This window comes from Neobacillus niacini, assembly GCF_048572935.1.
Lineage (GTDB): Bacteria > Bacillota > Bacilli > Bacillales > Cytobacillaceae > Neobacillus > Neobacillus niacini.
Map to the genome: position 1 here is coordinate 215,009 of NZ_CP183883.1, position 25,912 is coordinate 240,920.

20 protein-coding genes are annotated in these 25,912 nt (G+C 39.4%); 3 read left to right on the plus strand and 17 right to left on the minus strand.

What is annotated here, in order from left to right; genetic code table 11:
• Nucleotides 1-150: 150 nt before the first annotated feature.
• The gene (locus ACN6MT_RS01070) at nucleotides 151-1,383 is read right to left on the minus strand and encodes a Zn-dependent hydrolase (protein ID WP_419954461.1); all 1,233 of its coding nucleotides are present in this window, start codon (nucleotides 1,381-1,383) and stop codon (nucleotides 151-153) included.
• A 228-nt stretch (nucleotides 1,384-1,611) separates the two neighbouring features.
• Between ACN6MT_RS01070 and ACN6MT_RS01075 the strand changes: the two genes are divergently transcribed.
• Together ACN6MT_RS01075 and ACN6MT_RS01080 are read left to right on the plus strand one after the other, a co-directional pair.
• The gene (locus tag ACN6MT_RS01075; protein WP_419954462.1) at nucleotides 1,612-1,854 is read left to right on the plus strand and encodes a hypothetical protein; all 243 of its coding nucleotides are present in this window, start codon (nucleotides 1,612-1,614) and stop codon (nucleotides 1,852-1,854) included.
• Nucleotides 1,855-1,881: 27 nt separating this feature from the next.
• On the plus strand, nucleotides 1,882-2,043 hold the full coding sequence (locus ACN6MT_RS01080; protein WP_082799537.1) for a DUF3934 domain-containing protein: 162 nt from the start codon (nucleotides 1,882-1,884) through the stop codon (nucleotides 2,041-2,043).
• 72 nt (nucleotides 2,044-2,115) lie between these two features.
• On the opposite strand, the gene ACN6MT_RS01085 is transcribed toward ACN6MT_RS01080, so the two are convergent.
• From ACN6MT_RS01085 to ACN6MT_RS01120, 8 genes are all read right to left on the minus strand, one after another.
• The gene (locus ACN6MT_RS01085) at nucleotides 2,116-2,874 is read right to left on the minus strand and encodes an NRDE family protein (RefSeq protein ID WP_419954463.1); all 759 of its coding nucleotides are present in this window, start codon (nucleotides 2,872-2,874) and stop codon (nucleotides 2,116-2,118) included.
• Between the two features lie 235 nt (nucleotides 2,875-3,109).
• Complete coding sequence (mglC, locus tag ACN6MT_RS01090) at nucleotides 3,110-4,132, minus strand: galactose/methyl galactoside ABC transporter permease MglC (RefSeq protein WP_034674797.1); 1,023 nt, start codon at nucleotides 4,130-4,132, stop codon at nucleotides 3,110-3,112.
• Nucleotides 4,133-4,145: 13 nt separating this feature from the next.
• The gene (gene mglA, locus ACN6MT_RS01095) at nucleotides 4,146-5,648 is read right to left on the minus strand and encodes a galactose/methyl galactoside ABC transporter ATP-binding protein MglA (RefSeq protein ID WP_419954464.1); all 1,503 of its coding nucleotides are present in this window, start codon (nucleotides 5,646-5,648) and stop codon (nucleotides 4,146-4,148) included.
• Nucleotides 5,649-5,863: 215 nt separating this feature from the next.
• Nucleotides 5,864-6,928, minus strand: a complete 1,065-nt coding sequence (mglB, locus tag ACN6MT_RS01100; protein ID WP_034674792.1) for a galactose/glucose ABC transporter substrate-binding protein MglB — start codon at nucleotides 6,926-6,928, stop codon at nucleotides 5,864-5,866.
• A gap of 209 nt (nucleotides 6,929-7,137) precedes the next feature.
• On the minus strand, nucleotides 7,138-8,727 hold the full coding sequence (locus ACN6MT_RS01105) for a response regulator (protein WP_419954465.1): 1,590 nt from the start codon (nucleotides 8,725-8,727) through the stop codon (nucleotides 7,138-7,140).
• Complete coding sequence (locus tag ACN6MT_RS01110; RefSeq protein WP_419954466.1) at nucleotides 8,702-10,186, minus strand: sensor histidine kinase; 1,485 nt, start codon at nucleotides 10,184-10,186, stop codon at nucleotides 8,702-8,704. The genes ACN6MT_RS01105 and ACN6MT_RS01110 overlap by 26 nt, the downstream gene beginning before the upstream one ends.
• On the minus strand, nucleotides 10,186-11,184 hold the full coding sequence (locus ACN6MT_RS01115) for a sugar-binding protein (RefSeq protein ID WP_419954467.1): 999 nt from the start codon (nucleotides 11,182-11,184) through the stop codon (nucleotides 10,186-10,188). The genes ACN6MT_RS01110 and ACN6MT_RS01115 overlap by 1 nt, the downstream gene beginning before the upstream one ends.
• A gap of 349 nt (nucleotides 11,185-11,533) precedes the next feature.
• Nucleotides 11,534-12,280, minus strand: a complete 747-nt coding sequence (locus ACN6MT_RS01120) for a creatininase family protein (protein WP_419954468.1) — start codon at nucleotides 12,278-12,280, stop codon at nucleotides 11,534-11,536.
• Between the two features lie 251 nt (nucleotides 12,281-12,531).
• On the opposite strand from ACN6MT_RS01120, the gene ACN6MT_RS01125 reads away from it, so the two are divergent.
• On the plus strand, nucleotides 12,532-13,599 hold the full coding sequence (locus ACN6MT_RS01125) for a P1 family peptidase (RefSeq protein WP_419954469.1): 1,068 nt from the start codon (nucleotides 12,532-12,534) through the stop codon (nucleotides 13,597-13,599).
• Nucleotides 13,600-13,732: 133 nt separating this feature from the next.
• Here the strand turns inward: ACN6MT_RS01125 and ACN6MT_RS01130 are convergent, their stop codons facing one another.
• The 8 genes from ACN6MT_RS01130 to ACN6MT_RS01165 all read right to left on the minus strand — a co-directional run bounded on the left by ACN6MT_RS01130 (nucleotide 13,733) and on the right by ACN6MT_RS01165 (nucleotide 25,901).
• Nucleotides 13,733-14,722 carry a LacI family DNA-binding transcriptional regulator gene (locus ACN6MT_RS01130; RefSeq protein WP_419954470.1) on the minus strand — a complete coding sequence of 330 codons (990 nt, stop codon included), beginning with the start codon at nucleotides 14,720-14,722 and terminating at the stop codon, nucleotides 13,733-13,735.
• A gap of 3 nt (nucleotides 14,723-14,725) precedes the next feature.
• On the minus strand, nucleotides 14,726-15,784 hold the full coding sequence (locus tag ACN6MT_RS01135) for an aldose epimerase family protein (protein ID WP_419954471.1): 1,059 nt from the start codon (nucleotides 15,782-15,784) through the stop codon (nucleotides 14,726-14,728).
• Nucleotides 15,785-15,853: 69 nt separating this feature from the next.
• The gene (galT, locus tag ACN6MT_RS01140) at nucleotides 15,854-17,335 is read right to left on the minus strand and encodes a UDP-glucose--hexose-1-phosphate uridylyltransferase (RefSeq protein WP_419954472.1); all 1,482 of its coding nucleotides are present in this window, start codon (nucleotides 17,333-17,335) and stop codon (nucleotides 15,854-15,856) included.
• 5 nt (nucleotides 17,336-17,340) lie between these two features.
• Nucleotides 17,341-18,330 carry a UDP-glucose 4-epimerase GalE gene (galE, locus tag ACN6MT_RS01145; protein ID WP_419954473.1) on the minus strand — a complete coding sequence of 330 codons (990 nt, stop codon included), beginning with the start codon at nucleotides 18,328-18,330 and terminating at the stop codon, nucleotides 17,341-17,343.
• Nucleotides 18,327-19,508 (minus strand): galactokinase, encoded by a 1,182-nt coding sequence (locus ACN6MT_RS01150; protein WP_419954474.1) that lies wholly within the window; start codon nucleotides 19,506-19,508, stop codon nucleotides 18,327-18,329. The genes galE and ACN6MT_RS01150 overlap by 4 nt, the downstream gene beginning before the upstream one ends.
• A 159-nt stretch (nucleotides 19,509-19,667) precedes the next feature.
• Nucleotides 19,668-22,694 carry a glycoside hydrolase family 2 TIM barrel-domain containing protein gene (locus tag ACN6MT_RS01155; RefSeq protein ID WP_419954475.1) on the minus strand — a complete coding sequence of 1,009 codons (3,027 nt, stop codon included), beginning with the start codon at nucleotides 22,692-22,694 and terminating at the stop codon, nucleotides 19,668-19,670.
• Between the two features lie 197 nt (nucleotides 22,695-22,891).
• Complete coding sequence (locus ACN6MT_RS01160; RefSeq protein WP_419954476.1) at nucleotides 22,892-24,757, minus strand: DUF2264 domain-containing protein; 1,866 nt, start codon at nucleotides 24,755-24,757, stop codon at nucleotides 22,892-22,894.
• A gap of 16 nt (nucleotides 24,758-24,773) precedes the next feature.
• Nucleotides 24,774-25,901, minus strand: a complete 1,128-nt coding sequence (locus ACN6MT_RS01165; RefSeq protein WP_419954477.1) for a glycoside hydrolase family 88 protein — start codon at nucleotides 25,899-25,901, stop codon at nucleotides 24,774-24,776.
• Between the last annotated feature and the right edge of the window lie 11 nt (nucleotides 25,902-25,912).

Here is a 25,912-nt window from a genome sequence, read left to right on the forward strand (position 1 = left end):
TATATTAATATACAAAATATCAGGATAAACTGCAAAGAATTTTTAAAATAGTTGTTCAATTTCTTATTGGAAGTTCTTCCATAAAAAAACCAGTACTCGAATAAAGGGAAATAAAAGCAGACACCTGGTCACTTTACCAGGTGTCTGCTTTTATTTCGATAATAACGCTAAAACGGTATCCAATAGTACATTAACCCCTTTTTCACACTCATCCCATGAGGTCAGTTCTTCTTCACAATGACTTTTCCCATTAAAACTTGGAACAAAAAGCATGGCAGAGGGTACAAGGCTGGCAATAAATTGTGCATCGTGTCCTGCACCGCTGACCATTCTTTTATTACTGTATCCTAGGGACTTTGTTGATTTTTCTAATTGGTTAACGATTTCGGTATCAAACCAAACTGTATCGCGCTCCCATAATTTCGTTGTTTTTACCTCGCAGCCTTCATTTAAGCCTCGTTTTGGGAGTTCTTCAACAAATTCTTTAAACGTCGTGACAATCTTAGGATTTTTGTGCCTTGCTTCTAAGGAAAATATAACCTTATTCGGAATAACGGTATGAATACTCGGGTACACGTTTACCCTCCCGATGGTAAATACTAATTCCTCATCTAATGACCCTAATACACTTCGAATCTCATTAATCAGATTGTTAGCAGCAAAAAAAGCATCTTTTCTCATACTCATCGGCGTAGTTCCGGCGTGGTCAGATTCACCTGTTATTTCAATATCATAGCACGCCATTCCAACCACGCATTCGACAACGCCAATGGACAGTGCTTCTTTTTCAAGAATAGGACCTTGTTCAATATGCAATTCTAAGAATGCAGTCCCCTCTTTTAGCCGATTCTTTACATCCCCTTCATACCCGATCGATTTAAGTGCTTCACCAAACGTGATTCCAGTGGAATCCTTCTTTTTCAACATCATATTCTTATCAAATTTACCGGAAAGCACTCCTGACGCCATCATGGATGGCTCAAATCTTGCACCCTCTTCATTCGTAAAATTAACAAGTGTAATCGGGATTTGCGGTTTGATATTATTTTCTACCAGTGTTCGGACAACTTCTAAACCAGCTAACACTCCTAGCACTCCGTCAAATCTGCCGCCTTTTTTAACCGAATCCAAGTGGGAGCCTATCAGTATGGGCGGCTTATTCTCTGTACCTTCGAGATTGGCATACATACAGCCCATGTCATCAACCTTAACGGTTAAACCTAATTCCTCACAGCATGACCGAAAAAAATCTCTGGCCAACCGATCCTCATCTGATAGTGCCAGCCGGGTTACACCATTATTCTCAGTCTGGCCAAAGCGCGCAAATCGTTCAAGCTCATTCTTTAATCTTTCCCCATTAATTAAAAGCTTTTGCCGCTGCATGCATATCTCTCCTTTTAAATGATGGTTGGGTAGTCAGGGAGCCTTGTATTATATTTATGTGAATATTCCGTTAATATTAATTATCTAATGTCTGTTATGATACAAAATATCGACTAATTTCATTTCGTTTGTTACGTAGGAATTTCCTGCAGATAAATGTTTATATTTTTCGCTTTTGGTATAACCTATGTTCGAATATAGACTAGAAGTAAATATGGGGGTATGGTAATGTCAGAGTTAGAACCTTTAGAGTACCAAACAGGAGCACCTATACTGGATTACGATATTATTGATATTAAGAACACGGCCAATGGGTTTGAGGTCCTGCTCGATATTAATTTAGACAGCGGTTATTCATTATCAGGAACAACTCTGGAAATTACTCATGAGGATTTACAAGGTTATGATACAAATGAGATTGAAGAGGGTATTAAATATGCATTGGGTTTTTTTAATAAAGAAATCCAATAACCTTTTCAATTATGATGGAGTGGTTATATGCCAAAGGCAAAGGCAAAAAGTGGAGTAGGCAGAGGGACAGGAAAAAAGGGCTGGAATCGTTGGCAAGCAGGTGCGAAAAAAGCAAAAAGTGCGAAGCCTTATGTCAGCAAAGGGACTAAACGAGCGGCGTCTGAACAGGAATCAGATAAAACCGACTGATGTCGTTCAAGCATTTAATCAAACGTTTGATTAGTTTACCAACCGATTCAATCAAACGTTTGATTAGTTTTTTTATCCCCGTTCTATTGTGTAATGCTGATCAATTACTTCATGATCAGAAAATACACGCTCTACATAATGAATTTCTTTATCAGACATTAATAAGACCGTTGAACTCCTTGTCCCATAATTTTCACTCTTAATAAACATGGGTGATAGCATTCTCTCCCATTCTAATGTTACGCCAGTTCGAGGAAGGTTTTCATCCGGAGCTCTGTCTGCCTTTTGGAGAAGCGTTAAAAGGTCTTCAACTAAATCCGGCTTTTGATTGTTGATGATTTCCGTTAAACCAGCTTTGCCCCGTTTCACTTTCGGCCATTCAGTATTTAATAAATGGTTGCTGACACCGTATATCCCCGGCGTTATTTTCTTTAATTCCTGACCCACATTAGAATAATAGTAAAAATGATCCCCATTACCAGCAAGCAAATTGTACCCAGGGTACATGTCGTGATTTCTAGCCAGGCTCTTCATATATTCGATTATTTCTCCGTTGTGCTTGAGTGCGCCTGATACAAGCTCCCCCCGTGAACGTTTACCCTCCGTCACTTCAGTTGGATTCCGATAATTTGTTAAGGCAGCAAACTGGCCGTTTTTCGTAACGCCCATCCAAGTACCCATTTTTTCTAAATCTCTTCCAGCAAGGATTTCAGAGTCATCCTCCCAAAAGTGAGCAGGAGCAGTCGGTCTTTGATAAAATTCATCTCGATTCGCAGCAACGATCAGCTTATATTCTGGATGTACTTTATAAGCAAATAAAATTAAACACAAATGCTAATCACAACCTTCCTGAAAATGGATCTACCTGTTTATTCCATTCTATAGTATTCCACGAAAGGAATGAAGCTAAAAAAGCCCTTGACCTGAAACGCGTTTCATAGACTAGGATGTTTTTGGAAGGCTTTGCAACGCTAAGTCGGCGTAACCACAATGGGCGTAACGGCAGCGTTGCATATTACTTGAAGCTATAAAAAAAAGACATCCTTTAAAAGATGTCCTACAATGATTATTTTTTCTTAGCATGTTTCCGCATATCAAAGGCGACGGCTACGATGATGATAGCTCCTTTTACGATGAATTGAATGTATGGACTAACACCTAGGAAGGCTAATCCGTAGTTTATAACTTGGAAAATTAGAACCCCAGTGATGACTCCAGGAACAGTTCCAATCCCGCCTGATAAGGATACCCCACCTACTACACAGGCTGCAATCGCGTCTAACTCGTACATATTACCAGTATTATTGGTTGCACTGCCAACACGGCCAGCTTCTAATGTACCTGAGAATCCATATAATAAACCAGCAATCATGTAAATAATGATAATATTTTTTGCAACGTTAACGCCGGAAACCTTTGCAGCTTCAGCATTTCCACCAATTGCATACATATTTTTACCGAGTTGTGTTTTATTCCAAACAACCCAAATAATGATGGAAAATACAATTGCATATAAAATCAGGTATGGAAATTCATATTGACCTAGTTTGATTCCTTTTTGAGCAAATGTTGTAAAACCTTCACTTAATCCGCCGATTGGCTGTGCTCCATATGGAGGACGGTCAAAGTAGATTGAAGTGATTCCATACACCCCAATCATCATACCTAAGGTTGCAATAAATGGCGGTACGTGAAACTTAGAAACGATAAATCCATTTAATGTTCCGAATAGCCCAGTTACTACCATTGCAATGATAATTGGAACAAATAAAGGTAATTCCGGTAAGTTAGGATACATTTTATAGGCATAATCACCTGCTTGAAGCAAGGAAGCTGAAACTACAGCCGCAAGTCCGACCATTCTTCCAGCAGATAGGTCTGTTCCTCCTAAAATTAAAATACCTGCGATTCCAAGAGCAATAATGATCCTTGAGGATGACTGACTTAAGATATTAATTAAGTTAGTCATAGACAAAAAGTCAGGAGACGCAATCACAATCCCAATAACTAGTAGAATCAAAAATACATAGATAACATTATCGAACAGCCATTTTGTAACCGTTGATCTTTTAGTGGCCTGAGTATTCATTTTACATCTCCTCCTAATACAAAGCTGCTAATCGCATGATCTCTTCTTGAGATGTCGTCTTCGTGTCTACGATTCCAGCTGCTCTTCCATTACTCATAACTAAAATTCTGTCTGTTACCCCCAGAAGTTCAGGCATTTCAGATGAAATCATGATAATTCCTTTGCCTTCGGCAGCTAATTCATTAATTAACTGATAAATTTCAAACTTTGCCCCAACGTCTATTCCCCTTGTTGGTTCATCCAGCAATAATACTTCCGGTTTTGTGAGCAGCCAGCGGCCAATGATTACCTTCTGCTGGTTACCGCCCGAAAGACTTCCAATTGGAGTTTTTTGTGACGGTGTCTTGACCTTCATTGAATCAATCACCCATTTTGTATCATCATGAACTTTACTTTCTGATAGAAACAACCCTTTTCGATACTGAGGCAGGTTAGCAATAATGGAGTTGAAGCTAATGCTGAGTTGTGGATAAATGCCTGTTGTCCTTCTTTCTTCCGTCACTAGGGCAAAGCCATTTTTTATGGCATGCTGCGGCGAATGATTTTGAACAACTTTACCATTTAGTTCAATACTTCCTGATTTTAGTCCTCTGATTCCGAAAAGTGCTTCCATAACCTCTGTACGTTTGGAACCGACCAAACCGGCAATTCCCAATATCTCCCCTTTTCTTAACTCAAAGTTGATAGTAGAAAATGATCCATCTGTTTCGGCAGTTAAATCCTTCACTTTCAGAGTTACTTCTCCTGGTTGATTAATTTTTTCTGGAAAACGCTGTGATAAGTCACGGCCAACCATTAGCTTAATGATTTCATCCGTCGTTAATTCTTTGGCACTTTTCGTTGCAATATACTGACCGTCACGCATGATGGTCACTTCGTCAGAGATTTTTAATATTTCTTCCATCTTGTGTGAAATATAGATAATCGCTACGTTTTCACTTTGCAATTTTTTAATAATCGTAAATAAATGATTCACTTCTTTTTCTGTAAGGGAGGAAGTTGGTTCATCCATTACAATCAGTTTTGAATGATAGGATACAGCTTTCGCAATTTCCACCATCTGCATTTCTGAGACAGATAGACTGCTTACTTTGCTGCGCGGGTCAATATTGATGTCCAAACTCTTAAAAATCGCCGAGGTTTCCTCATACATCTTCTTTTCATCAATAAAGATTCCTTTTTTCGGATACCTTCCCAGCCAAATATTATCCATTACATTTTGCTGGCGAACTTGGTTTAGTTCTTGGTGGACCATTGAAACTCCGTTTTCAAGCGCTTGCTTAGAATTTGCAAACGAAACTTCTTGCCCATCCAACAGGATTTTCCCTTCATCCATTGAATATATACCGAATAAGCACTTCATTAAGGTTGATTTTCCAGCACCATTCTCACCCATTAAGGCATGTACTGACCCTGCCTTCACTTTCAGGGAAACGTTATTAAGCGCGATTACACCTGGAAATCTTTTTGTTAAGTTAATCATTTCAAGTAAATTGGCCGAACTTGCTGCTGACATACTTTACCTCCTTGCCTAACCATTTAACATGCGGTTTTATATAATGATTTTAGTTTTCATCCGTCCTGCTTCATTTGAGTGCTTAGAAACATTGCCCCGAACGAAGGAAAAGAAAATGGATCCTTTTCCTTCGTTCGAGGAGCGCCATAGGATCTATCCCCTAGGAAAAATGCAATTCAATTTTTCCCTGGACTTGGCGCTTCCCCCTCTTATGCCTATTTATAAGCGTCTTTTCCTACTTGGATATTGTTCTTTGTGATTTCTACATAAGGAACACGAACTGCTTTTTTATCGTCTAACTTCCACTCTGTTCCTTCTAATACATCCTTACCATTGGCTGCATTAGCTGCAAGTTGAACGGTTGCTGCACCCTGGTTTTTCGCATCGTTTAGGACTGTTCCAACCATTTTCCCTTTTTCAATCATTTCAAGTGCTTCTGGGATTGCATCTACACCTACAACTGGCATAAACTTATCTCCTGAGAAGTAACCTGCTTTTTCAAGAGAAGCGATGGCACCTAACGCCATTCCGTCGTTATTAGCAATAACAAATTCGATATCTTCGTTGTATTTTGCAATCCAAGCGTCCATTTTTTCAGTTGCTTTCATTGCATCCCACATACCTGTATCTAAAGCTAATTCATCTACTTCAATTCCTTTTTCCTTAACCGTATCAATAACAAACTTTGTACGAGCTTCTGCGTCAGGGTGTCCTGGCTCGCCTTTTAGGAGAACGTATTGAAGCTTGCCATCACCATTTTTATCCCATTTATCTTTATTTGCTTCCCATGCCTTAGCGATTAACTCACCTTGAATTACACCTGATTCAGATGAAGTAGTTCCGACATAATAAGCTTTTTCATAGCCCGCTAATACACTTGCATCCGGCTCTTTGTTAAAGAAGATAACTGGAATATCCTTCACTTTTGCTTTATCAATGATGGTTTGTGCTGCCTTAGGATCCACAAGGTTGATTGCCAGAGATTTTGCTCCTTTGGCAATAAGCGTATCTACTTGTTCAACCTGCTTCGCTTGGTCATTTTGAGAGTCATTCAGCATTAAATTTACTTTTCCATCTGCTGCCGTCTCCATTGCACGACGAACATAGGACATGAAGTTGTCATCGAATTTATAAATCGTTGCACCTACTGCTGGAAGGTCGCCATCCTTGCCTTTTCCAGAATCTGTTGAACTTTTTTCTGTACCGCCGCAGCCAGTTGCTAATAGAATGCTAGACGCAACTGTTAATGATAGAATTAACCCTTTTTTCTTATTAAACATGTCATCCTTCTCCTTTTGCTTTTTTTGTAAAGACTCTGGTAAACTTCGTTTACCTTTACCTTCTTGAAAGCCCTTACACATATGTTATCACCTGGAGTTTTTGTTCAATAGCTGTAACCTATAGCACTAATTTGTGAATATCTAGACTATTTTGTTGCAAGTAAAAAAGACCGATTCAGTACGAACCGGTCCTTCAAACGATAAAACTATTAACTTACTGTTTCCCTTCGAAATTCAGTTGGGGATAACCCTGTATGTTTTTTGAATACGCGGCTGAAATAATTCGGATCTTTGTACCCGACTGAATAGCAAATTTCTTTTAAACTTTTTGAAGCGTCAACCATTTCTATTTTTGCCTGCTTAATCCTTATTTCGGTTAGGTAATCAATAAAAGTCATCCCAAATCGGTCTTTAAATAATTTGCTTAAATAATAGGGACTTAGTTCCACATAGTCTGCAACTTGTTCCAGTGTAATGGAATTCGCATAATGATGTTCAATATATTCCTTTGCCTTATGGAGCATCCCCTTGGCATGACTGCTTCTCCATACTTGAATATGTTGTACGACAGACAATAAATAAGATTTGCCTTTATCAAACATATCCTTAATTTCCTTTGATTCTTTGATCTGAAAGGACCCTTCATACCTTATCCCTAAATCATGAAGCATTCTCGAAATAAGAATAAACAATTCATCAAATGATTTTTTTACCATAGAAGCTTTCATACCTTCATGATCCATAAGGTTTGCCGAAAACGAGTCAAAAATAAACATGGCTTTATTTAGGTCTCCCTGCCGCAGGGCATCCAATAGCTTTTTCTCAACTTGTAGTAAATCCGATGTTGTGGGTAACCCAATGGCCCCTTGTTTACCTCCAAATAAATACTTTCGGTGAGGTGTTTTTAAAAGCTGATTTAGTGCAGCTACGGCTTCATGGTAGGATTTATTCAACTCATGGACATTACTGTATGGAAGACCGATTCCTATTCTTAACTCTGCAAGAAAGTGACTCTTTTGGAATTGGGCGAGTAAATGGTCAGTCACTGCTTGGGCATTTATTTTAAAATGTGTTTTTTCTGTTGTTTGTTTGCATAAAAACAATACCGGTACTTGGCTTTCCGTCATAGGTCCCAATAATACTTCTTGATTTTTATGATATGATTTTAAAAGATCCTTAAGCCATAGATACCAGTTTTGCTTTTCTAGCGGCAGGAGTTCTCCCTTTTCCGACGGCGGCAACAGGGAAAGCAGCATAATATATCCAGAGGTGATCTCTACTCCTAACAGCTGACTCCATTCATCAAACGTAATATCATGAACGGGATTCAAAATGAGTGATGATACCCATTCTTTTTGGGCGATGGACACCGCACGTTCGAGGTTTTGCTTAAGGTACTGCTGTTCTTCCAACTGCTTCCGTTCCCCACTGATTTCAGAAGAAACCCGCTGTAAGCTTTCAAGAATGTCTTGTTTCCTGCTAGGTTTCAGGATATATTCTTTCACACCCTGCTGCATAACTTCCTTTGCATATTCAAACGTATTAAAGGCGGAAACCATGATAAATCGGATGTTTTGCTCGGTACGTTTAATTTCCTTGACAGCTTGCACCCCGTCAATTCCTGGCATTTTAATATCCATAAAGATAATATCAGGCTTATGTTCTCCAGCCATTTCAATTGCTTTTCTCCCGTTAGGGGCTTCGCCGATCACCGTTACGTTCTCAGAAGAGTTGTTTATTATTTTCGTCAATGCCCTCCGCTCTAGTATCTCATCATCCACAATTAGAATTTTCAACAAGCTCTTTTCCCCCTATTACCGTGTCTGGAATAGTCAGTCTAAACGTTGTGCCTTTTTTCAACTCTGATTGTATTTCAATAATGTCTTTCTGACCGTAAAAAAGCTGGAGCCTTCGAATCACATTCTTTACCCCTATACCAGTTGAATGACCTTGTTTTTTATCCGAGTCGTACTCCTCTTCTATTTCATTTCCACTCACATAATTTAGCAATTTATTTTGAGTGTTTTCATCCATACCGTCTCCGTTATCTACAATTTCCACATGAATTCTGTGATTACTTTTGTAGATATGAAGACGGATTTCTCCATTTTCCTCATACGATTCAACACCATGTATAAAAGCGTTTTCAATTATTGGCTGCAGTGTTAAACTTGGAATTTCCCGGTCTAAACAATCCTCTTCAATATCTGTGATGAATTGAATGCGGTCCCCAAACCTTGTTTGCTGTATAAAAAAGTATTCTTTAACAATGGCTACTTCATCTCGAAGGGTGGCAGCTTTATTTAAATCACCGCCTAAGTTGTATCGCAGTAAGGCAGCCACAGATTCAATCAATCTTGAGGTATGCTCCGCTTCCTCGAGGTAAGCCATCTTTGAAATCGTATTCAAAGTATTGAATAGAAAATGTGGATTAATCTGATTTTGAAGACTTCTTAACTCTAATTCTTTTAATAGTTTATCCAGTTCCGATTTCTGCTTAATTTCTTTTACATACTGCCTTAGGTTTGAACGCATTTGATTAAACGTCTCAGTTAATAACTTTAATTCATCCTTGGTGGAAATTTTAATATCCTGACCAGATAAATTACCCTTTGAAATTTGCTTGGCTGCTTGAGATAAAAGTGTAATTGGTTTTGTAATCCCGCCAGATATCCAAAGCGCAATTAAGGTACTGAGAAAAAAGGCGGCAGCAAAAAGGGAAAAGGATAATAGTTTATAATAATGATTTTGTCTTTCCATCTGATCATAAAAATTTTGATAGTCGGTAAGTTTATTATTTAAGAGAGCCAGTGTACTTTCCTGAAGGAAACCTGCTATTTTTAATACTTCATTAAGATGGTTTGAATATTCATTAATATCATCCTTATGGAAGGCTGCCACTGTGGCATCACATTCTTCAAGAAAACTCTCAATCATATGATGATAATTAATAACCGTTACATCATTAGAATTCATCTCTTTTTTAAAGAGGTTCTGGTCTCTAAGTAAACTAGACTTTTCTTTGTTATAGGCTTTTAAATAGGAATTTTCCTTATCTAGAAGATAACCCTGTAGGTTTTCTGTAATTAAATTAGTTCTTTGAGAGATTTCATTTAACAAAAGAAACCGTTCAAAACTATCATCATATTCATTGACAAGGTTTTCACTACTTTTATAAAAAAAGAACCCCACTGAAGTTAACAAAACAACCAGTACAATAAAATAAAGGAGCAGTTTTGACCGAATTCGAAACAACATTAGTATCCAGCCTCCTGCCCGCCTAGATGACTTAGAGGCATATCCGCTGCTCTTAAAATACGAGTATTTGTATGGACGATTGGAGGAACACTCTTACCTTCAATGAGACTAATCATCATTTGTATACCTCGATATCCCATTTCATATGGTTCCTGAGCAACTGTTGCTTCAATAATGCCCTTCGATATGTAATCAAGTGTTTCAGGCAGAGTATCAAATCCAATGATATAAATGGTATCGTTTTTTTTATACTTATCAACTACTTGGGCTATTCCGATCCCATCTAGAGCACTTGTCCCATAGAAAGCATTGACCTCGGGATAATCCTTCAAGATTTGGTAGGCCTTTTCAGCAGCACGAACTCTACTAATTTCTGATTCTTCAACTGTAATAATCTTTATTCCCTGTTCAGACTTCACAGCGTCCTGAAAACCCTGTACGCGCAGCTGCTGGTGATTCGCATAAAAACTTCCTGTAATAATGGCAACGTTCGCTTGCCCCTTTGTATCTTCAATCAATGCTTTACCTGCTAGATACCCAGAATAGTAATTATCTGTTCCAATATACGCAATTCGGTTGCTATTGGCAGCGTCCGTATCGATAGTTATCACAGGAACTCTCTCTACAACCTTATTGATGAGCGGGGTAAATTGCTCGTCACTTAGACCTTGAGTCATAATTCCATCTACCTTAGCGGCCATTGACATTTCAATCGTTTTTAAATGTTCGTCGATATTGGCTTGCTTCGGACCGGCATACTCCAATAAAACACCATAATCCTTTGCAGCCTCCTGAGCCCCTTTTTCAACCAGCCGCCAATAATCATTGTCCAGCTCCTCAGGCACCAACACAAAATGATACTTATAATCCTCAATGTTCCTATCTTCTTCAGGCAAATCATGAGACATAACCTTATAACCATAAAACACAGAAAATGCGCAGCCCACAAGAAAAAACAAAACCCCAAACGTATACGCCACCACCGTTAACCTGCTCATAGACAACCCCATTATCTTCACCAGTCTAGATAACTAAAATTATACGAAACATACCATTATTCGACAATGCCAAATGGTGCCTGTCACCATAAAAAGCATATTTTTACCTTTCTTTAGTATTCCATGAAAGGAATGAAGCTAAAAATCCCCTTGACCCGAAACGTGTTTCATAGAATATGATGTGTGTGCAAGGCTTTGCTACGCTAAGTCAGCGTAACCACAATAGACGTAACGGCAGCGTTGCATTTGCTTTTGGCGATAAAAAAAGATACCCCATAAAGAATAAATGATTCTTTATTGAGGTACCCACAGCTGTATAAACAGATAAAAGCAGAAATAAATAACTTTTTCAATTCACTTTTAGTGTATAGGCTTCTTCAAGAATTGATTTTAGATTTTCTCCTCTTTTTGATATAAAGGAAGTCCAAAATGTTTCTCCTATCTCTGCAAGCTGCGCAGGTGTATAGATATCATTGTCAAATTTACCCCAACAACCATCCTTTGTTAATTTGTCCCAAAAAATATAGTCTGCAAATCTTCTATTCTCTAATGGTACATCCGAACCCATAGGTTCTAGTTTTACTAAATCTGGGCATAGCCACATGGCTGTACAAACAGATAATAATCCGCCATGAATCTCATTTAATCCTTCCAATCCTGCCTCGGTTAGTGCTTCTTCCCAGGCGAAATGACGATATGCAGTGATTAGTATTATATTTTCATACTTATAATTTATATGTTTAACAAAAGCAGATTCCCAATAAGCACCACCATGTCCATTGCATAGTACAAACTTCTTAAAACCTTGTCTATTAAGGTTTGCTATTATTTCTTCTAACATTGCGGTTAAAACATTGGGACTTACAGTAACAGTGCCTTTATAACTTGCATGTTCCTCTGATGTACTAAAGGGTAATGTTGGAAGAACATATGCACCTAAAGCTTCTCCAAATGATTCAGCATACTTTTCTGCTATTAAAGTATCCAGATGCATCGGTAAATAAGGTCCGAACTGTTCTGTTGCACCAACCGAAATGATTGCTGTATCGGTACCGCTTGCTGCTATTTCTTTTGTGCTATTTTTATAGCTTAACATTCTGTCTATTTACCCCCAAAATTGTATTCAGTTTAGTATTCTCCAAGTCTTGGTGATTTCCTTCTTGTGGACTAACTGCCACGATAACACAAAAAGACTGCAGTTTATAGCTTAAATTCTAAAAAACGGGAGGCATTCCTTTCTAAAAAATAGGAATTTATGAGAGTATTCAGTTTTAATAGTAAAAAATATCTTGATTAGCGCTTTGCCTTTTGGAAAAATGGTTTTATATTGGATAAGGGTGGTTGTGTATGAATGGTCAAAAGAGATTAAGAGATTACTTCGTTAACATAGGTCGATTAGAAACTGGAAAATATAATTCAATTACGGATGTTGAAGGTGTTACTGTCGGACATGTAACTCTGAGTAATAAAGAAATGCAGACGGGCGTAACGGCCATATTACCACACCAAGGAAATCTCTTTAAAGAAAAACTTATTGCTTCAAGCCATGTAATAAACGGTTTTGGAAAAACCATGGGAACGATACAAATAAATGAGTTAGGAACGCTGGAAACTCCAATCATTTTAACAAATACCTTAAGCATTGGAACAGCTGCAGATGCATTGATTGAATATATGTTAGAGCTGAATCCTGAGATTGGACTCACAACAGGTACGGTAAATCCAATCATATGTGAGTGCAATGATATGCTCTTAAATGATGTTAGGGCTAGGTTTGTAAAAAAGGAACATATTTTTCAAGCAATCTCAAATGCTTCACCCGTTTTTAAAGAAGGAACTGTGGGAGCAGGTACAGGAATGCTGTGCTATTCATTAAAGGGCGGCATTGGAACTTCCTCACGTATGATGCAAATGGAACATGGTACTTACACAATGGGAGTTCTAGTCCTATCCAACTTTGGAATCCTAAGTGATTTAATGATAAATGGTAAACCCATTGGAAAAGAATTAAGAGATGCTATCCTGACGTCTCGTCAAGAAGAGAAAGATAAGGGTTCGATTATTATTATTGCGGCAACAGATCTCCCTGTTTCTGAAAGGCAGCTAAATCGTATTATTAAACGGTCTGTAACAGGTTTATCACGAACTGGGTCCATCATAACAACAGGAAGTGGCGAGGTCGTAATTGGCTTTTCAACAGCAACGAAAATACCTCATGAAAAAACTTCACATTGCCTTTCATTCTCTATGATTCATGAAGAAGATATGGACTTAGCTTTTAGAGCGATCGGAGAAGCAACGGAAGAGGCAGTTTTAAATTCCTTAGTTACAGCAACACATGTAGTTGGAAGAGATGGAAATGAACGGCCCGCTTTTAAAGATTTAGTAGAAGAGTTTAACATTAGCTTAACCTAACAGGGACATTAGAAAAGCTGGTGACAGCTAACCTTCTCTGTTCACGGAATAACCTTTTCTCGTAAAAATGCTAAACAAGCAGTGTAATTTCGGGCGAGAAATTCACTGCTTGTTAGCTTTTTATTAAACTGTTTTATAAGCTGCTGTCTCTTATAATCAGTTGCGTGGTGATGGTGATTTTTTTGGCTATTTTTCTGCCTTCGATTCTTTCTGCTAAGGCGTTGACGGCTGTTTCACCCATTAGTTCCGTATAGACTTTTACCGTGCTTAAGGAAGGAAAAACATATTTGGATATGCTAATATCATTCACCCCAATAATGTTCACGCGATTTGGAACAGATATCCCTTCCTCCAATAATGCTCTAAGCGCCCCTACTGCAAGAGAATCATTCGCTGCAAAAAAAGCAGTCGGCAAGTTTTCGCCATGTTCTTGAATCGCCTTTTTCATCAGCGCATGACCGTCGGCAACGGTAAATTCCCCTACGTACATATAGGCTTCATTCAACAGCCCTTTTGCTGATAAATAGGATTTGAAGGTCTTCTCTCTCGGGTCTTCAATCGCCGATGTTTTATCTTTGAATACTTCTCTGCCGCCAATAAAACCAATATGCTCATGACCTTGCTCCAAATAATGATCGATGACCTTTTTTGTAGCCTTTTTAAAATCGATCACAATGGAATCAAACTGTTCTTCATCAGGAGAAGTGTCGACAAAAACAATGTGATTAGTTATAGCGACCATGTCTTTTATTTGTTGATCACTAAATTTCCCAATGGCGATAAGACCTTGAATGTCATCCTTTTTTATATCCTCATAATTGTCTTGAAAGTATTTTGATACAGAAAAGCCCATTTGCCTGGATTGATTTTCGACACCCAAACGAATCGACATATAATATAAATCTTCTAGTTCTTCCTTTTCTGTATACCACTGTACAAGTGCAATTTTTCCTGCCTCTAGTTTTTTAGGCGGTTTCTTTTTATAAGAAAGCTGCTCTGCAACCTCAAATATCCTCTTTTTAGTTTCATCACCAACCGATAGGGTACTATCATAATTCAATACTCGGGATACCGTTGCGATTGAAACTCCTGCTAATTCTGCAATATCCTTTATCGTAGCCATAAATCAAACTCCTATTGTATTAGAAAAAAAACGATATTTCGTTACAGCCTGGTATACTTCCTCTGGGTGTAAAACGATGGATGGAAAATCAGGCTTATTTATGGCGTCAGGAAGCCCTTGCGTTTCAAGGCATACACCCAAGTGGTTCCTCGCTCGAACACCAGATATAGAGTAAGGACCTTCTAAATGATTCCCCGTATAAAGAACAACACATGGTTGATCGGTCGTAACGAACAACGTTCTTCCACTTTCTTTTTCACTTAACACCACTGTATTTTCTCCCCTTTTGGAAAAAACAAGCGGATGGTCGTAACCATTGCCAGCAAGCACATTTTGCGGGTGGGAAGATTTCATTCCTGACTGCAGCAAACGGCCATGCTTAAAATCAAAAGGCGTATTCGCAGAATGAATCATTTTTCCGGTAGGGATTAAATCTGAACCTAGCTCTAAGAAGTGCTCACTTTCCAATTGAAGAATATGCTCCGAAACATCTCTTTTTAGATTACCGCTTAAATTGAAATACGAATGGTTGGTTAAGTTAACAATTGTTTTTTGATCGGTGCGAGCCTCATAGCTGATACTCAACTCATTTTGGTTATTTAAAAGATAGGTAGCAGTCGTATCCAAAGTACCTGGATACCCTTCTTCACCATGTACACTACGATAAGAAAATTTCAAACCGACTGCATGATCAGTTTCAAACGGTTCTGTTTTCCAAATGACTGAATTAAAGCCCTTTTTACCGCCATGCAGGTGGTTAGGTTCCTCATTAGGTGTCAACTTGTATACATTTCCATCCAACTCAAACTCTGCATGATTAATTCTCCCAGCAACTCGACCAACAATAGATCCAAAATATGGAGATAAATCCACATAATCTTCAAATTGCTCGAACCCAAGCACTACGTTTTCAATCTTTCCATGGCGATCAGGGACCATTATTTTCGTTATGATACAACCATAATTCAAGCATGAAACGGACATTCCTGCATCATTAACAAGGGTATACTCCATCACGGACTCATCATTATAATGACCGAATAGGTTTTCTATAACTTTCATTTTTACCACTCCATTACTTCATATCAAAAAATATGAGTACTTCCGCTTTTTTTTCATGCTGTACGCTTTTTATGATAGTGCCAAGATAAAGCGGTTGAACCCGGCTTTTCCTTCTTCATTTCTTTTAAACACACCAGCATCTTCTAATACCTTTAAAAACTTTTTCCCTGTCTCTTCTCTCACGAGTGCTTCGACATTTGACGATGTTACAACAGATTGATAGCTCTCTTTTAAGCTTTTTGCCCATTCTAGATGATAATCAGCAACGGATTCTGTTTTTCCAAGAATGAATTTTTCAACTTCCGCAAGTTCAGCCTTTAAGCGTGCAGGTAAAACAGCCAGTCCCATTACTTCAATGAGCCCAATGTTTTCCTTCTTAATATGATGAACGTCTTGATGAGGATGAAAAATTCCAAGCGGATGTTCCTCACTTGTCCGGTTATTTCTAAGAACTAAGTCTAGTTCATAAAGACCTTGGTTTTTACGTGCAATAGGTGTGATAGTATTATGTGGTGTTTCACCAGTTTTTGCATGGATCCCAACTGATTCGTCACTGTAATGTCTCCATGCAGAAAGAATATGGTCTCCTGCTTCCACTAGTGATTCAATTTCAGCAGACCGCAATCGAATAACAGACATTGGCCATTTAACAACGGAACCTTGTACATTTGGGAATCTATCTAATTCGAATGTCCAATCATCCTCTGCCTTCGCCATCGCAAAGTCATAATGTCCGCCTTGATAATGATCATGTGAAAGTATTGAACCGCCAACAATCGGTAAGTCAGCATTGGATCCAACAAAATAGTGAGGAAACTGCTGAACAAAGGTTAATAACCGTCTGAAGGCTGCTGAAGTAATTTTCATATCTCTATGTTCTTCTGACAGCACAATACAATGCTCATTATAGTAGACATAGGGAGAATATTGTAAAAGCCAATTCTCTTCTACCAGATTTAACCGAATCATCCGGTGATTCGAGCGTGCTGGGTGGCCGACTCGCCCCTCATATCCTTCATTTTCAACACATAGTAAACATTTAGGATAATTTGTTTTTACCATTGCGCGTTCAAGCTCTATACTTCTAGGGTCTTTTTCAGGTTTTGATAAATTGATTGTAATATCCAGTTCACCATAATCCGTGCTAACCTTATACTCAATATTATTACGAATACGCTTCATCTGTATATAATTACTATTTTTACTTAACTCATAGAAAAACTCTGTTGCTGCTTTTGGGCTTTGTTTATAGTTCTCGTAGAATATTTGATTAACCGTTGATGGCCGTGCCATAAAACAGTTCATGATTTTACTAGAAAAAATCTCTTTTTCATCAAAAATATCTTCAATAATACCTTGTTCACAGGCATAGTCTACAATCTGTTCGAGTAAATCTGGAATTTCCAGATTAGACTCACCATCGCATTCAGTAAACTCAACTAATTTCAAGAGTGAAAGGATTTGATTACGGACATAGATTTCATCGTCCTGAGAGATTAATTTTACAGCAATAGCCTGATTGATTAATTGTTGAATTCGTTGATTGATCATGTCACTCACCTCTCATATCCATTTGGATGGTGCTGATGCCAGTTCCATGCGTCGCTGATGATTTGGTGGATAGATGTTCTAGTTGGATTCCATCCTAGTACACTTCTTGCTTTTTCCGAAGAGGCGATTAACGTACTTGGATCCCCAGAACGGCGGTCTCCGAATTGAACAGGAATATCAATACCCGTTACCTCTTTCGCTGTCTCAATAATTTCTTTTACTGAAAACCCTTGGCTGCTTCCTAGGTTAAAAATATTACTTTCTCCGCCGTTTTGTAAATATTTCAGAGCAAGTAAATGGGCATTAATCAAGTCCTCAACATGAATATAGTCACGGACACAGGTCCCATCTGCTGTATCATAATCTTGTCCAAAAACCGTCACAGCCGGCCTCTTTCCTAACGCCGCCTCTAGGACAACAGGAATCAAATGTGTTTCAGGATTATGGTCCTCCCCAATCTCACCGCCGTTTCTAGCCGATGCTACGTTAAAGTACCGGAGCGATACATACTTAAGGTCGAATGCTTTTTCACACCAAGCAATCATTTTTTCCATCGTGAGTTTTGTCTCACCATAAGTGTTTGTTGGAATAGTTGCCGCGTTTTCTGTAATCGGCACAACCTTCTGTTCACCATAAACCGCCGCTGTCGACGAAAAGATGATGTGCTTCACATTAAATTCCTTCATCATTTCGAGAACAATTTGTGTTCCAAATACATTGTTATCAAAGTACTTTAAGGGCTCTGTCATGGATTCGCCAACAAGTGAGTTAGCGGCAAAATGCAAGATTGCTTCAATATCTTCTTTTTCAAATACAGAACGCATAAACTCACGGCTTCGGATATCCCCTTCATAGAAGTGTGCTTTTGGGTGTATGGCATCAAGGTGACCAGTTTGCAAGTTATCGATGACCACCACTTGTAACCCTTGATCCATTAACTGATAAACTGCATGCGAACCTACGTAACCCGCACCGCCTAAAACTAGAATACTCATTGAAATTCCCCCATTTGAATTTCTTTTGCCCCATCGCCAATACTTGCTACATAGAAATCAGCAGAATATCCAATTTTGTCGTGATAAGCTGCACCAACATTTGCAATAAAGCTATCTACCTGTTCATTTTCAACGATGGCAATGGCACAGCCCCCGAATCCAGCTCCTGTCATACGGGCACCAATGACACCTGGCTGTTTCCATGCAGCTTCCACTAAACTATCAAGTTCAATCCCTGTCACTTCATAATCGTCTCGCAGCGAAATATGCGATTGATTCATTAACTGTCCAAACGCCTCAAGGTTCCCTGCCTTTAATTCTTCAAGAGCCTTAAGTGTTCTTACGTTCTCATACACAGCATGTTTTGCACGCTTTCGGACCGTTTCGTCCGGTATTAAGGTTTGACTCTCATCAAATTCTGCTTCCGTCAGCTGCCCAAGTGCTTGGATTGAAAGTTTTGACTGCAGCTGTGATAATGCAAGTTCACATTCTCCTCGGCGCTCATTGTATTTGGAATCTGCCAGCTCTCTGCGCTTATTGGTATTCATAATTAAAATCTTATGTTCTTCAAGCTTAATGGGAGCGTACTGAAAGTCCAATGTCTGGCAATCAAGCAATATTCCAGCGTCCTTTTTTCCCATTCCAATCGCAAATTGGTCCATAATTCCACTGTTGACTCCGATGAACTCATTTTCAACTCTTTTACCAAGCATAATCATATCTAGACGCGGAATCTCTAATTTAAATAATCCGTCTAACAGCACTCCAGTCAGCAGCTCAATAGATGCAGAAGAAGAAAGCCCTGCTCCATTTGGGATATTACCTTCAATTACACAATCAAATCCTTGTGGAATATCATAGCCCGCTTCCTTTATATAGCGAATCATCCCTTTCGGATAATTGGCCCAATAATGCTGCTTATCATACTCTAATTGAGTTAAATCAAATTCAATAATCCCTTTGTCCGGGAAGTTTACTGAGTAAAGGCGGACAAGATGGTCATCTCTTTTTTTGGCCACGGCATATGTCCCATAAGTAATCGCACAAGGAAAAACATTACCTCCATTGTAATCGGTATGTTCTCCTATCAAATTAATTCTCCCTGGTGCAAAGAATGCTTGCTCAGGCTGAACTTCAAATAATTCTCTGAATGTAGTCGTTAACTTTGTGATGGTCATTGTCGTCCCTCCAACTATTTTTTGCTATAGGTTTAGTTTAATCCAAACAGTAAAAGAAATCTATTGCTTTTTACTAAAATTTTTACTAAAAACATTAAAAAGCAGTGCATAGCTATATACACTGCTTTTTTAAGATTACTTTATATTTTCATTTGTATTTCAAACCCGTTGGATTAAAAATTCGAATACAATATTTTGATCTGCCTTGATAAGGTGTTCATCATGAACAGGAGCTCCCCAGCTGTCGTCCCCGCCAACACCCATCTGCCTGCCGGCAACAGTAATGACGGTATAATGAACTGGTGGAAGTTCATAAACATGATGAGCATTCTCAAGTTCAAATGCTGTATATGGACTAATGTTGCATTCCAGTGGTTTTGTTACCAAAGAAATTCTTACTCCCTGTCCGTTACGGTTTGTCACATCGACACGACGGACTCCGGTTCGATTACCCGATTCCTGTGGCATAACATAACCGGTTAGATTATCGTTTACTTGGTTTTTAAAGATACCAAGTTTAGCTCCCATAGTCCGGTCAGAGTAGTTTTCTTCTGGTCCCATTGCATACCATTCTAGTTGATTATAATCAGCTGGAACCTTAAAAGACACTGCAAAAATCGGCATCTGAGGCAGATTTTCTACCCCGTTGTAATCAGACTTCACCTTAACACTTCCATCTGGATAAACACTGTAAATAGTCTGAACTTCGAGATGATCATGAATTGAGAATTTATAAGTAAAGCCTACACTTACATAACTGTCTTTTTCTTCTACCTCAATATTTACACACTTTCTCGCCAAGCTCGCTGCATACCAAAGGCCTGAATGGAAACCTTGAGAATACCCTCGATCATTGTCAGTTGTAGCTCTCCAGAACAATGGTGCGGGCGGTAGTGAAATCATTTCTTTGCCTGCATAGTTAAGGGAAACTAAACTGCCTGCACCTTTCGAGAAAATAACCGTGAAGTCACGGCCATGTACGCCAATATTTACATCCCCATAAGCCACCCTTAAATCGCCGCTTACTGGTGTTACTTCCTTTGTACCCACTTGATAGACAAACTGACCGAAGGCAATCTCATAACCCGCTTCTGCCCAAAGTGTGCTTCCCTTCAATACTAGTGATGTTTGAATGCAATATTCACCTGGTTCAGATTTGAAATCTTTAGGAATATCAAACTCAAACCGTCTCTCACTTTGCGGCCCAACCTCTGCAAGCAGAGTATTTCGATACAATTCATTTCCTTCACGGAATAGAACATATTTAAACGTATAGTCATCCGTGCTGGAGAACAAGCTTTCATTTTTGATGGTTACACCTGTTTCATCTGGAACTAGTTTAAAATCTTGATATAAAAATTTCACTTCCTGCATTTTAGGAGAAAGCTCTCGATTCGCGAGGACAATTCCATTTGTACAGAAACCATAATCGGTCGGACGATCGCCAAAATCGCCGCCATATGCAAGGAATTCATTGCCGTAACGGTCCTTCTTATAAATGGATTGATCGATATAATCCCAAATAAATCCGCCTTGATACATTGGATACTTTTGCTCAAGGTCCGTATATTTGTACATGCCGCCAAGTGAATTCCCCATTGCATGCATATACTCGCAGCTAATATAAGGCTTTTCTGGATTCTCTGTTAAATACTTCTCAATATCCACTGGCTTCGCATACATACGACTTTCCATATCACTCGTATCATTATAATCACGGTTGTGGAATACCCCTTCGTAGTGAACAAGTCTGCTTGGATCAACCTTTTTGAAATATTTTGAGACATTCAAAATGACTTCACCAGCGTATGATTCATTACCACAGGACCAAATTAAAATCGATGGGTGATTCTTATCCCGCTCTACCATCGAGATTGCACGATCCATGACAATAGCTTCCCACTCTGGCTTATTCCCAGGAATATTCCATGAAGGCTCGACTTCCCCCATTTTTTGCCATGAACCATGGGTTTCAAGATTCATTTCATCGATGACATAAACACCGTATTCATCACATAGTTCGTACCAGTAGGTTTGGTTCGGATAATGAGAAGTACGAACTGCATTGATGTTATGACGTTTCAGTGTTTTAATATCCCAAAGCATATCTTCTTTTGTAATCGACCGGCCGTGACGTGGATTGAATTCATGGCGGTTCACACCCTTAAATACAATTCGCTTACCATTAAGGTGCATAATTTTATTAACGAGTTCAAATCTTCTAAATCCAATCTTCTGTGGAATAACCTCTACTAAACTTCCATTTTCGTTGTAGATTTGGATAAATAATTTGTACAAATAAGGATTTTCTGCACTCCATAATGCAGGCTCCTCAACAGGCATCGTGATTGACCACTTGCCATCGATGTTTTCAGCTTCAGCAACTTGAACAGGTACTCCTTTTCTATCAACTAGTTCTGCTGTAATTTTCGACGCAGCTGCACCCTGAAGCTTTATATCGACTAATAGTGTCCCTCTTGTAAAAGTCGGGTCCAACTCAGGACGAACATTGAGGTCGGCGGCATGAATCTCCGGAATGGTGTAAAGATAAACATCACGGAATATCCCTGAGAACCGCCAAAAATCCTGATCTTCAAGCCAAGCGCCGGTACTGCGCTGATAAACCTCCACCGCAAGTTTGTTCTCACCCTCAACTAAATAAGGTGTAAGTTCAAATTCAGCTGGAGTAAAGGAATCCTCACTGTAACCGATAAACTCTCCGTTCAGCCAAACATAAAAAGCTGATTCAACACCTTGGAAGGAAATAAAAACCGACTGCCCTTGCATATTTACAGGAACGTCGAAATATTTCACATAACTCCCAACTGGATTTTGGTCGGTCGGAATCTCTGGCGGACGAAGCTCATGGTGCCCATCCCATGGATACATCGTGTTAACATATTGCGGCTTCCCGTAGCCTTGAAGTTGGATATGTCCCGGAACCGTAATATCCCCCCAGCCAGCACAAGGATAATCTTTCTTAAAAAAATCCACTGGCCTATGGTCTGGATTCATACTGTAGTAAAACTTCCAGTCTCCGTTTAATTCATGACACATTTTCATTGGAGAGGCACTTTTTGCCTCCGCCTTTGTTTCATAATAAACATGATCTGAATGGGCAGGAACACGATTCACTGCAAAAACATTCACATCTGTTAGCCAATTTAAACTTGGAGTGGTGGTCATCTCTCTTACACTTCCTATCTACATTACTATTAAATTTGCTATTTTACAGAACCCATCATTCCGTAACAAAATAATTTTGCATGATAAAGAATAATTAGTGCTGCCACGGAAAAAGCCGTTCATAAACAAAAATAGACACCACAATTTGTCTAACAACTATGGTGTCTATGATTGGAGATCGATTAACATTTGGGTCTTTATGTTGTAACTGCTTCTTTTCGAATAATCACTGTTTCTGTTCCTTGCCTGATCATAATCTCATCCTCTGCCAGTTCAACATGTGGCACCCTACCCCAATGGTTTAACACTTCTTCATTACCAGGTTCCCCAAACACGCCGTTTACAATCCAGTGTGTGCCGGGTTTTAGGCTTCCTTTGACTGTTGGAATCACCGTCCTAGCATTTAAGAGATTGGTATTTGCATTTGGGTAGACCAAATCCGGCTGGCCATTGCCATGAATGCTATGGACGCCGCTCGCACCCCAAGGGAATTTCGCAAAACCTTCTAGCTTGTTCAGCATAACCTCCGCTGTTTGACCTTTATATTCCTTGTTTTCAAGCCCCAGCGCAAAACCACCATCTGCATAATCTAAGTTTCTATTAGTCTTAATACAATGAATCCGAATATGCCATGGTGCCCCTGCTACAAGCCATGTTCTAATTTCAACATCACTAAATGGCTTCCATTTCGTATAAACAACATTTTCAGAAACGGTATAATCCACACAGGTCCTTTTACCTCTATAAATATTGTCACCTTCACTTACAGCTAACATGGAATCATACGCACCTTGCGAAAGACCCCATTCTGCTTTTGGGACACTAAATCCAAACAAATTCGAGTAAACAAACTTTTCATATTTTGCGGCTGCGTGAGGATGCTCATTTGTGTGCTTATAACCAGCGTTAAAAGCCAGCGTATGACCGTGCTCTTCTTGTCTGCATAATATAAACCGCGGTGATTTTTGAACTGTTTTTTCTTTTAATGCAGGAAGCGGCTCTTCTTCTGCCTGCCAAAATGGATGTTCCTCAGGGATTGCTAGAACTAAGAAGGTCTTGAGCGACCAATACGGCGAACCTGGTGCATTATAGTTTTCCGCCATCACCAAATTCGGATAAGCATAGCCGATTGTCAGCAATCCATTGGCATCAAAGATTGGCTGTTTGAACCACCAGCGAAGATTCCTAAGAATGAGCCCCTTCATCTCTCCTAGAGAAAACGGCGCAACTTCAGCATATACGAGCGCACTCCAAAAAGCTGATTGTGAAAATCGATAAGCTAAACTTCTCCCATAAGGCAGCGCAGAGCCATCACTACTAAACCAATAAATAAAATCCTTTGCAAACACGGCAGCCCTCTGTTTATACTTCTTGGCTCTTTCAGGATCTTCTTTCTCCATTAACTTCGCATAGAGCAGGCTGTAAAAATGGATAGCAAAGGGCACATAATAGTCACAATGTGCCTCAAGTCCGTCCGCATACCAGCCTTCCTCTAAATAAAACTCATCAATCCGATCAAGATTCTTTCTTACCTTTTCTTGATCGTATGGCAATCCCACTGCTTTAAATCCGAGGTTAACGATTACCGGAAAAAACAGCCAATTACAATCATAAACATTAATTTGGTTGATTTGATTCAGCCATAAAAATAGGTTTTCTTTTTCCTGCTCATTAAGTGGGTCCCAAATTCTCTCCGGAGTTAACGCCAGGGCATAACCAAATGCCGCCATCTCAACGGCACGCTGATCAAAGTCCGAAATATATCCCCAATATTCTTCGTGACTTGGATTGGTGCCGTTCTTTATTCCTTGCATACACGATTCCCAAACTTCTACGCTTTCACCGCCTGCTAGTAAAGGAATCAGTCCCCAAAGTACTCGAGAGAACCCTTCTAGGCCTGCAATCTCATCAGAATAACTAGTTCCTGTACTTCCTAATTCAAGCTTAGCCTTGCCCTTGCTATAATACGGCTGCAAAGGATGAACGATTTGCTTTACTGCTTCTGCCAAATCCGCTCGAGAACGGAGAGGATTTTTCTGAATGGTTAAATCGAGCTTCAGCATACGCGATACCTGCCTTCTACCAAAATAATTCCTGGTAACCTTTTAATCTAGCAAGACCTTCAACAAAATAATAATCGCCATAAACAAGCGGGTTATTCATAAATTTTTGTTCTGGAAAATGGCTCGTTCCTTGTAGAATTAATCCTTCTTCTGGCCCTTCCCAATCACCATAATTCTTGTATAACGATTCGAGGATTTTCTCTCCAGCTCTTTGATAAAGTGGTGACTCTGCTGCACTTACTTTTTCTGCTAGAAATAGGAGTCCGCAGGCAGCAATGGCTCCTGCAGAAGAATCTCTTGGGGAATCTACATCACCAGGAAGAAGAAAATCCCATACAGGTACGTAATCCTCTGGCAAGTGGGAGATAAAGTAATGTGCCACTCTTTTTGCACTCTCCAAGTATCTACTATCTCCTGTATAGTGATAACTCAAAGCTAAACCATAAATAGCCCAAGCATTCCCTCTTGACCATGCCGAATCAGGCGCATATCCCTGGCCTCCCAGTGCTTCAATCCTTTCCCCGCTTTCCGGATCAAAGCGGACAATATGATGGACGGCACCATCACTCCTAACAAATTGGTTTAAGACCATATTGGCATGTTTTACTGCAACACCCTTAAATCTAGGGTCACCCGTTTCTTTTGATGCCCAATAAAGAAGAGGCAGGTTCATCATGCAGTCGATAATGGCCACACCGCTGTTGTCCTCCCCTTCCGTCCATGGGTTCCAAGCACGTATGTAGTTGCCATTTACATTAAAACGGCCCATTAATAGATTAGCAGCCAAAAAAGCACGCCGTTTTGAATTCTCATTACCTAGAAGCTTATAATGAGCAACGCTTGTTAGTGTCCACATAAAGCCCATATCATGGTCAAGCCGGTAATAGTCATGTTGAACAGCGTCCAGCTTTGCTTCACACTCTTCTGCAATTTGCTTCAATTCTTCGTTTTTGTTGTCTCGATACAAGAGCCACAGCAATCCTGGCCAAAAGCCGGCCGTCCACCAATATGGTTCTGCTAGAACATATTGGCCGTTTTCACTTGCATGAGGGAAATTAGCCCCAATTCTTTTGCTTGTTCTATCTATTTTTTCATTCACTTTCTGCCAGGCTTCACTAACCCATTCCAGTTGTTCTGTCATCATCCTCACCCTGC

Excerpts from the sequence above, each read along its gene's own strand:
- ACN6MT_RS01130 (WP_419954470.1), bottom strand. The coding sequence starts at position 14,722 with ATGGCTACGATAAAGGATATTGCAGAATTAGCAGGAGTTTCAATCGCA.
- ACN6MT_RS01075 (WP_419954462.1), top strand. The coding sequence starts at position 1,612 with ATGTCAGAGTTAGAACCTTTAGAGTACCAAACAGGAGCACCTATACTG.
- ACN6MT_RS01155 (WP_419954475.1), bottom strand. The coding sequence starts at position 22,694 with ATGACCACCACTCCAAGTTTAAATTGGCTAACAGATGTGAATGTTTTT.
- ACN6MT_RS01150 (WP_419954474.1), bottom strand. The coding sequence starts at position 19,508 with ATGACCATCACAAAGTTAACGACTACATTCAGAGAATTATTTGAAGTT.
- mglC (WP_034674797.1), bottom strand. The coding sequence starts at position 4,132 with ATGAATACTCAGGCCACTAAAAGATCAACGGTTACAAAATGGCTGTTC.
- galE (WP_419954473.1), bottom strand. The coding sequence starts at position 18,330 with ATGAGTATTCTAGTTTTAGGCGGTGCGGGTTACGTAGGTTCGCATGCA.
- ACN6MT_RS01165 (WP_419954477.1), bottom strand. The coding sequence starts at position 25,901 with ATGATGACAGAACAACTGGAATGGGTTAGTGAAGCCTGGCAGAAAGTG.
- ACN6MT_RS01160 (WP_419954476.1), bottom strand. The coding sequence starts at position 24,757 with ATGCTGAAGCTCGATTTAACCATTCAGAAAAATCCTCTCCGTTCTCGA.
- ACN6MT_RS01115 (WP_419954467.1), bottom strand. The coding sequence starts at position 11,184 with ATGAGCAGGTTAACGGTGGTGGCGTATACGTTTGGGGTTTTGTTTTTT.
- ACN6MT_RS01120 (WP_419954468.1), bottom strand. The coding sequence starts at position 12,280 with ATGTTAAGCTATAAAAATAGCACAAAAGAAATAGCAGCAAGCGGTACC.
- ACN6MT_RS01080 (WP_082799537.1), top strand. The coding sequence starts at position 1,882 with ATGCCAAAGGCAAAGGCAAAAAGTGGAGTAGGCAGAGGGACAGGAAAA.
- ACN6MT_RS01070 (WP_419954461.1), bottom strand. The coding sequence starts at position 1,383 with ATGCAGCGGCAAAAGCTTTTAATTAATGGGGAAAGATTAAAGAATGAG.
- ACN6MT_RS01110 (WP_419954466.1), bottom strand. The coding sequence starts at position 10,186 with ATGTTGTTTCGAATTCGGTCAAAACTGCTCCTTTATTTTATTGTACTG.
- mglB (WP_034674792.1), bottom strand. The coding sequence starts at position 6,928 with ATGTTTAATAAGAAAAAAGGGTTAATTCTATCATTAACAGTTGCGTCT.
- mglA (WP_419954464.1), bottom strand. The coding sequence starts at position 5,648 with ATGTCAGCAGCAAGTTCGGCCAATTTACTTGAAATGATTAACTTAACA.
- ACN6MT_RS01125 (WP_419954469.1), top strand. The coding sequence starts at position 12,532 with ATGAATGGTCAAAAGAGATTAAGAGATTACTTCGTTAACATAGGTCGA.
- ACN6MT_RS01135 (WP_419954471.1), bottom strand. The coding sequence starts at position 15,784 with ATGAAAGTTATAGAAAACCTATTCGGTCATTATAATGATGAGTCCGTG.
- galT (WP_419954472.1), bottom strand. The coding sequence starts at position 17,335 with ATGATCAATCAACGAATTCAACAATTAATCAATCAGGCTATTGCTGTA.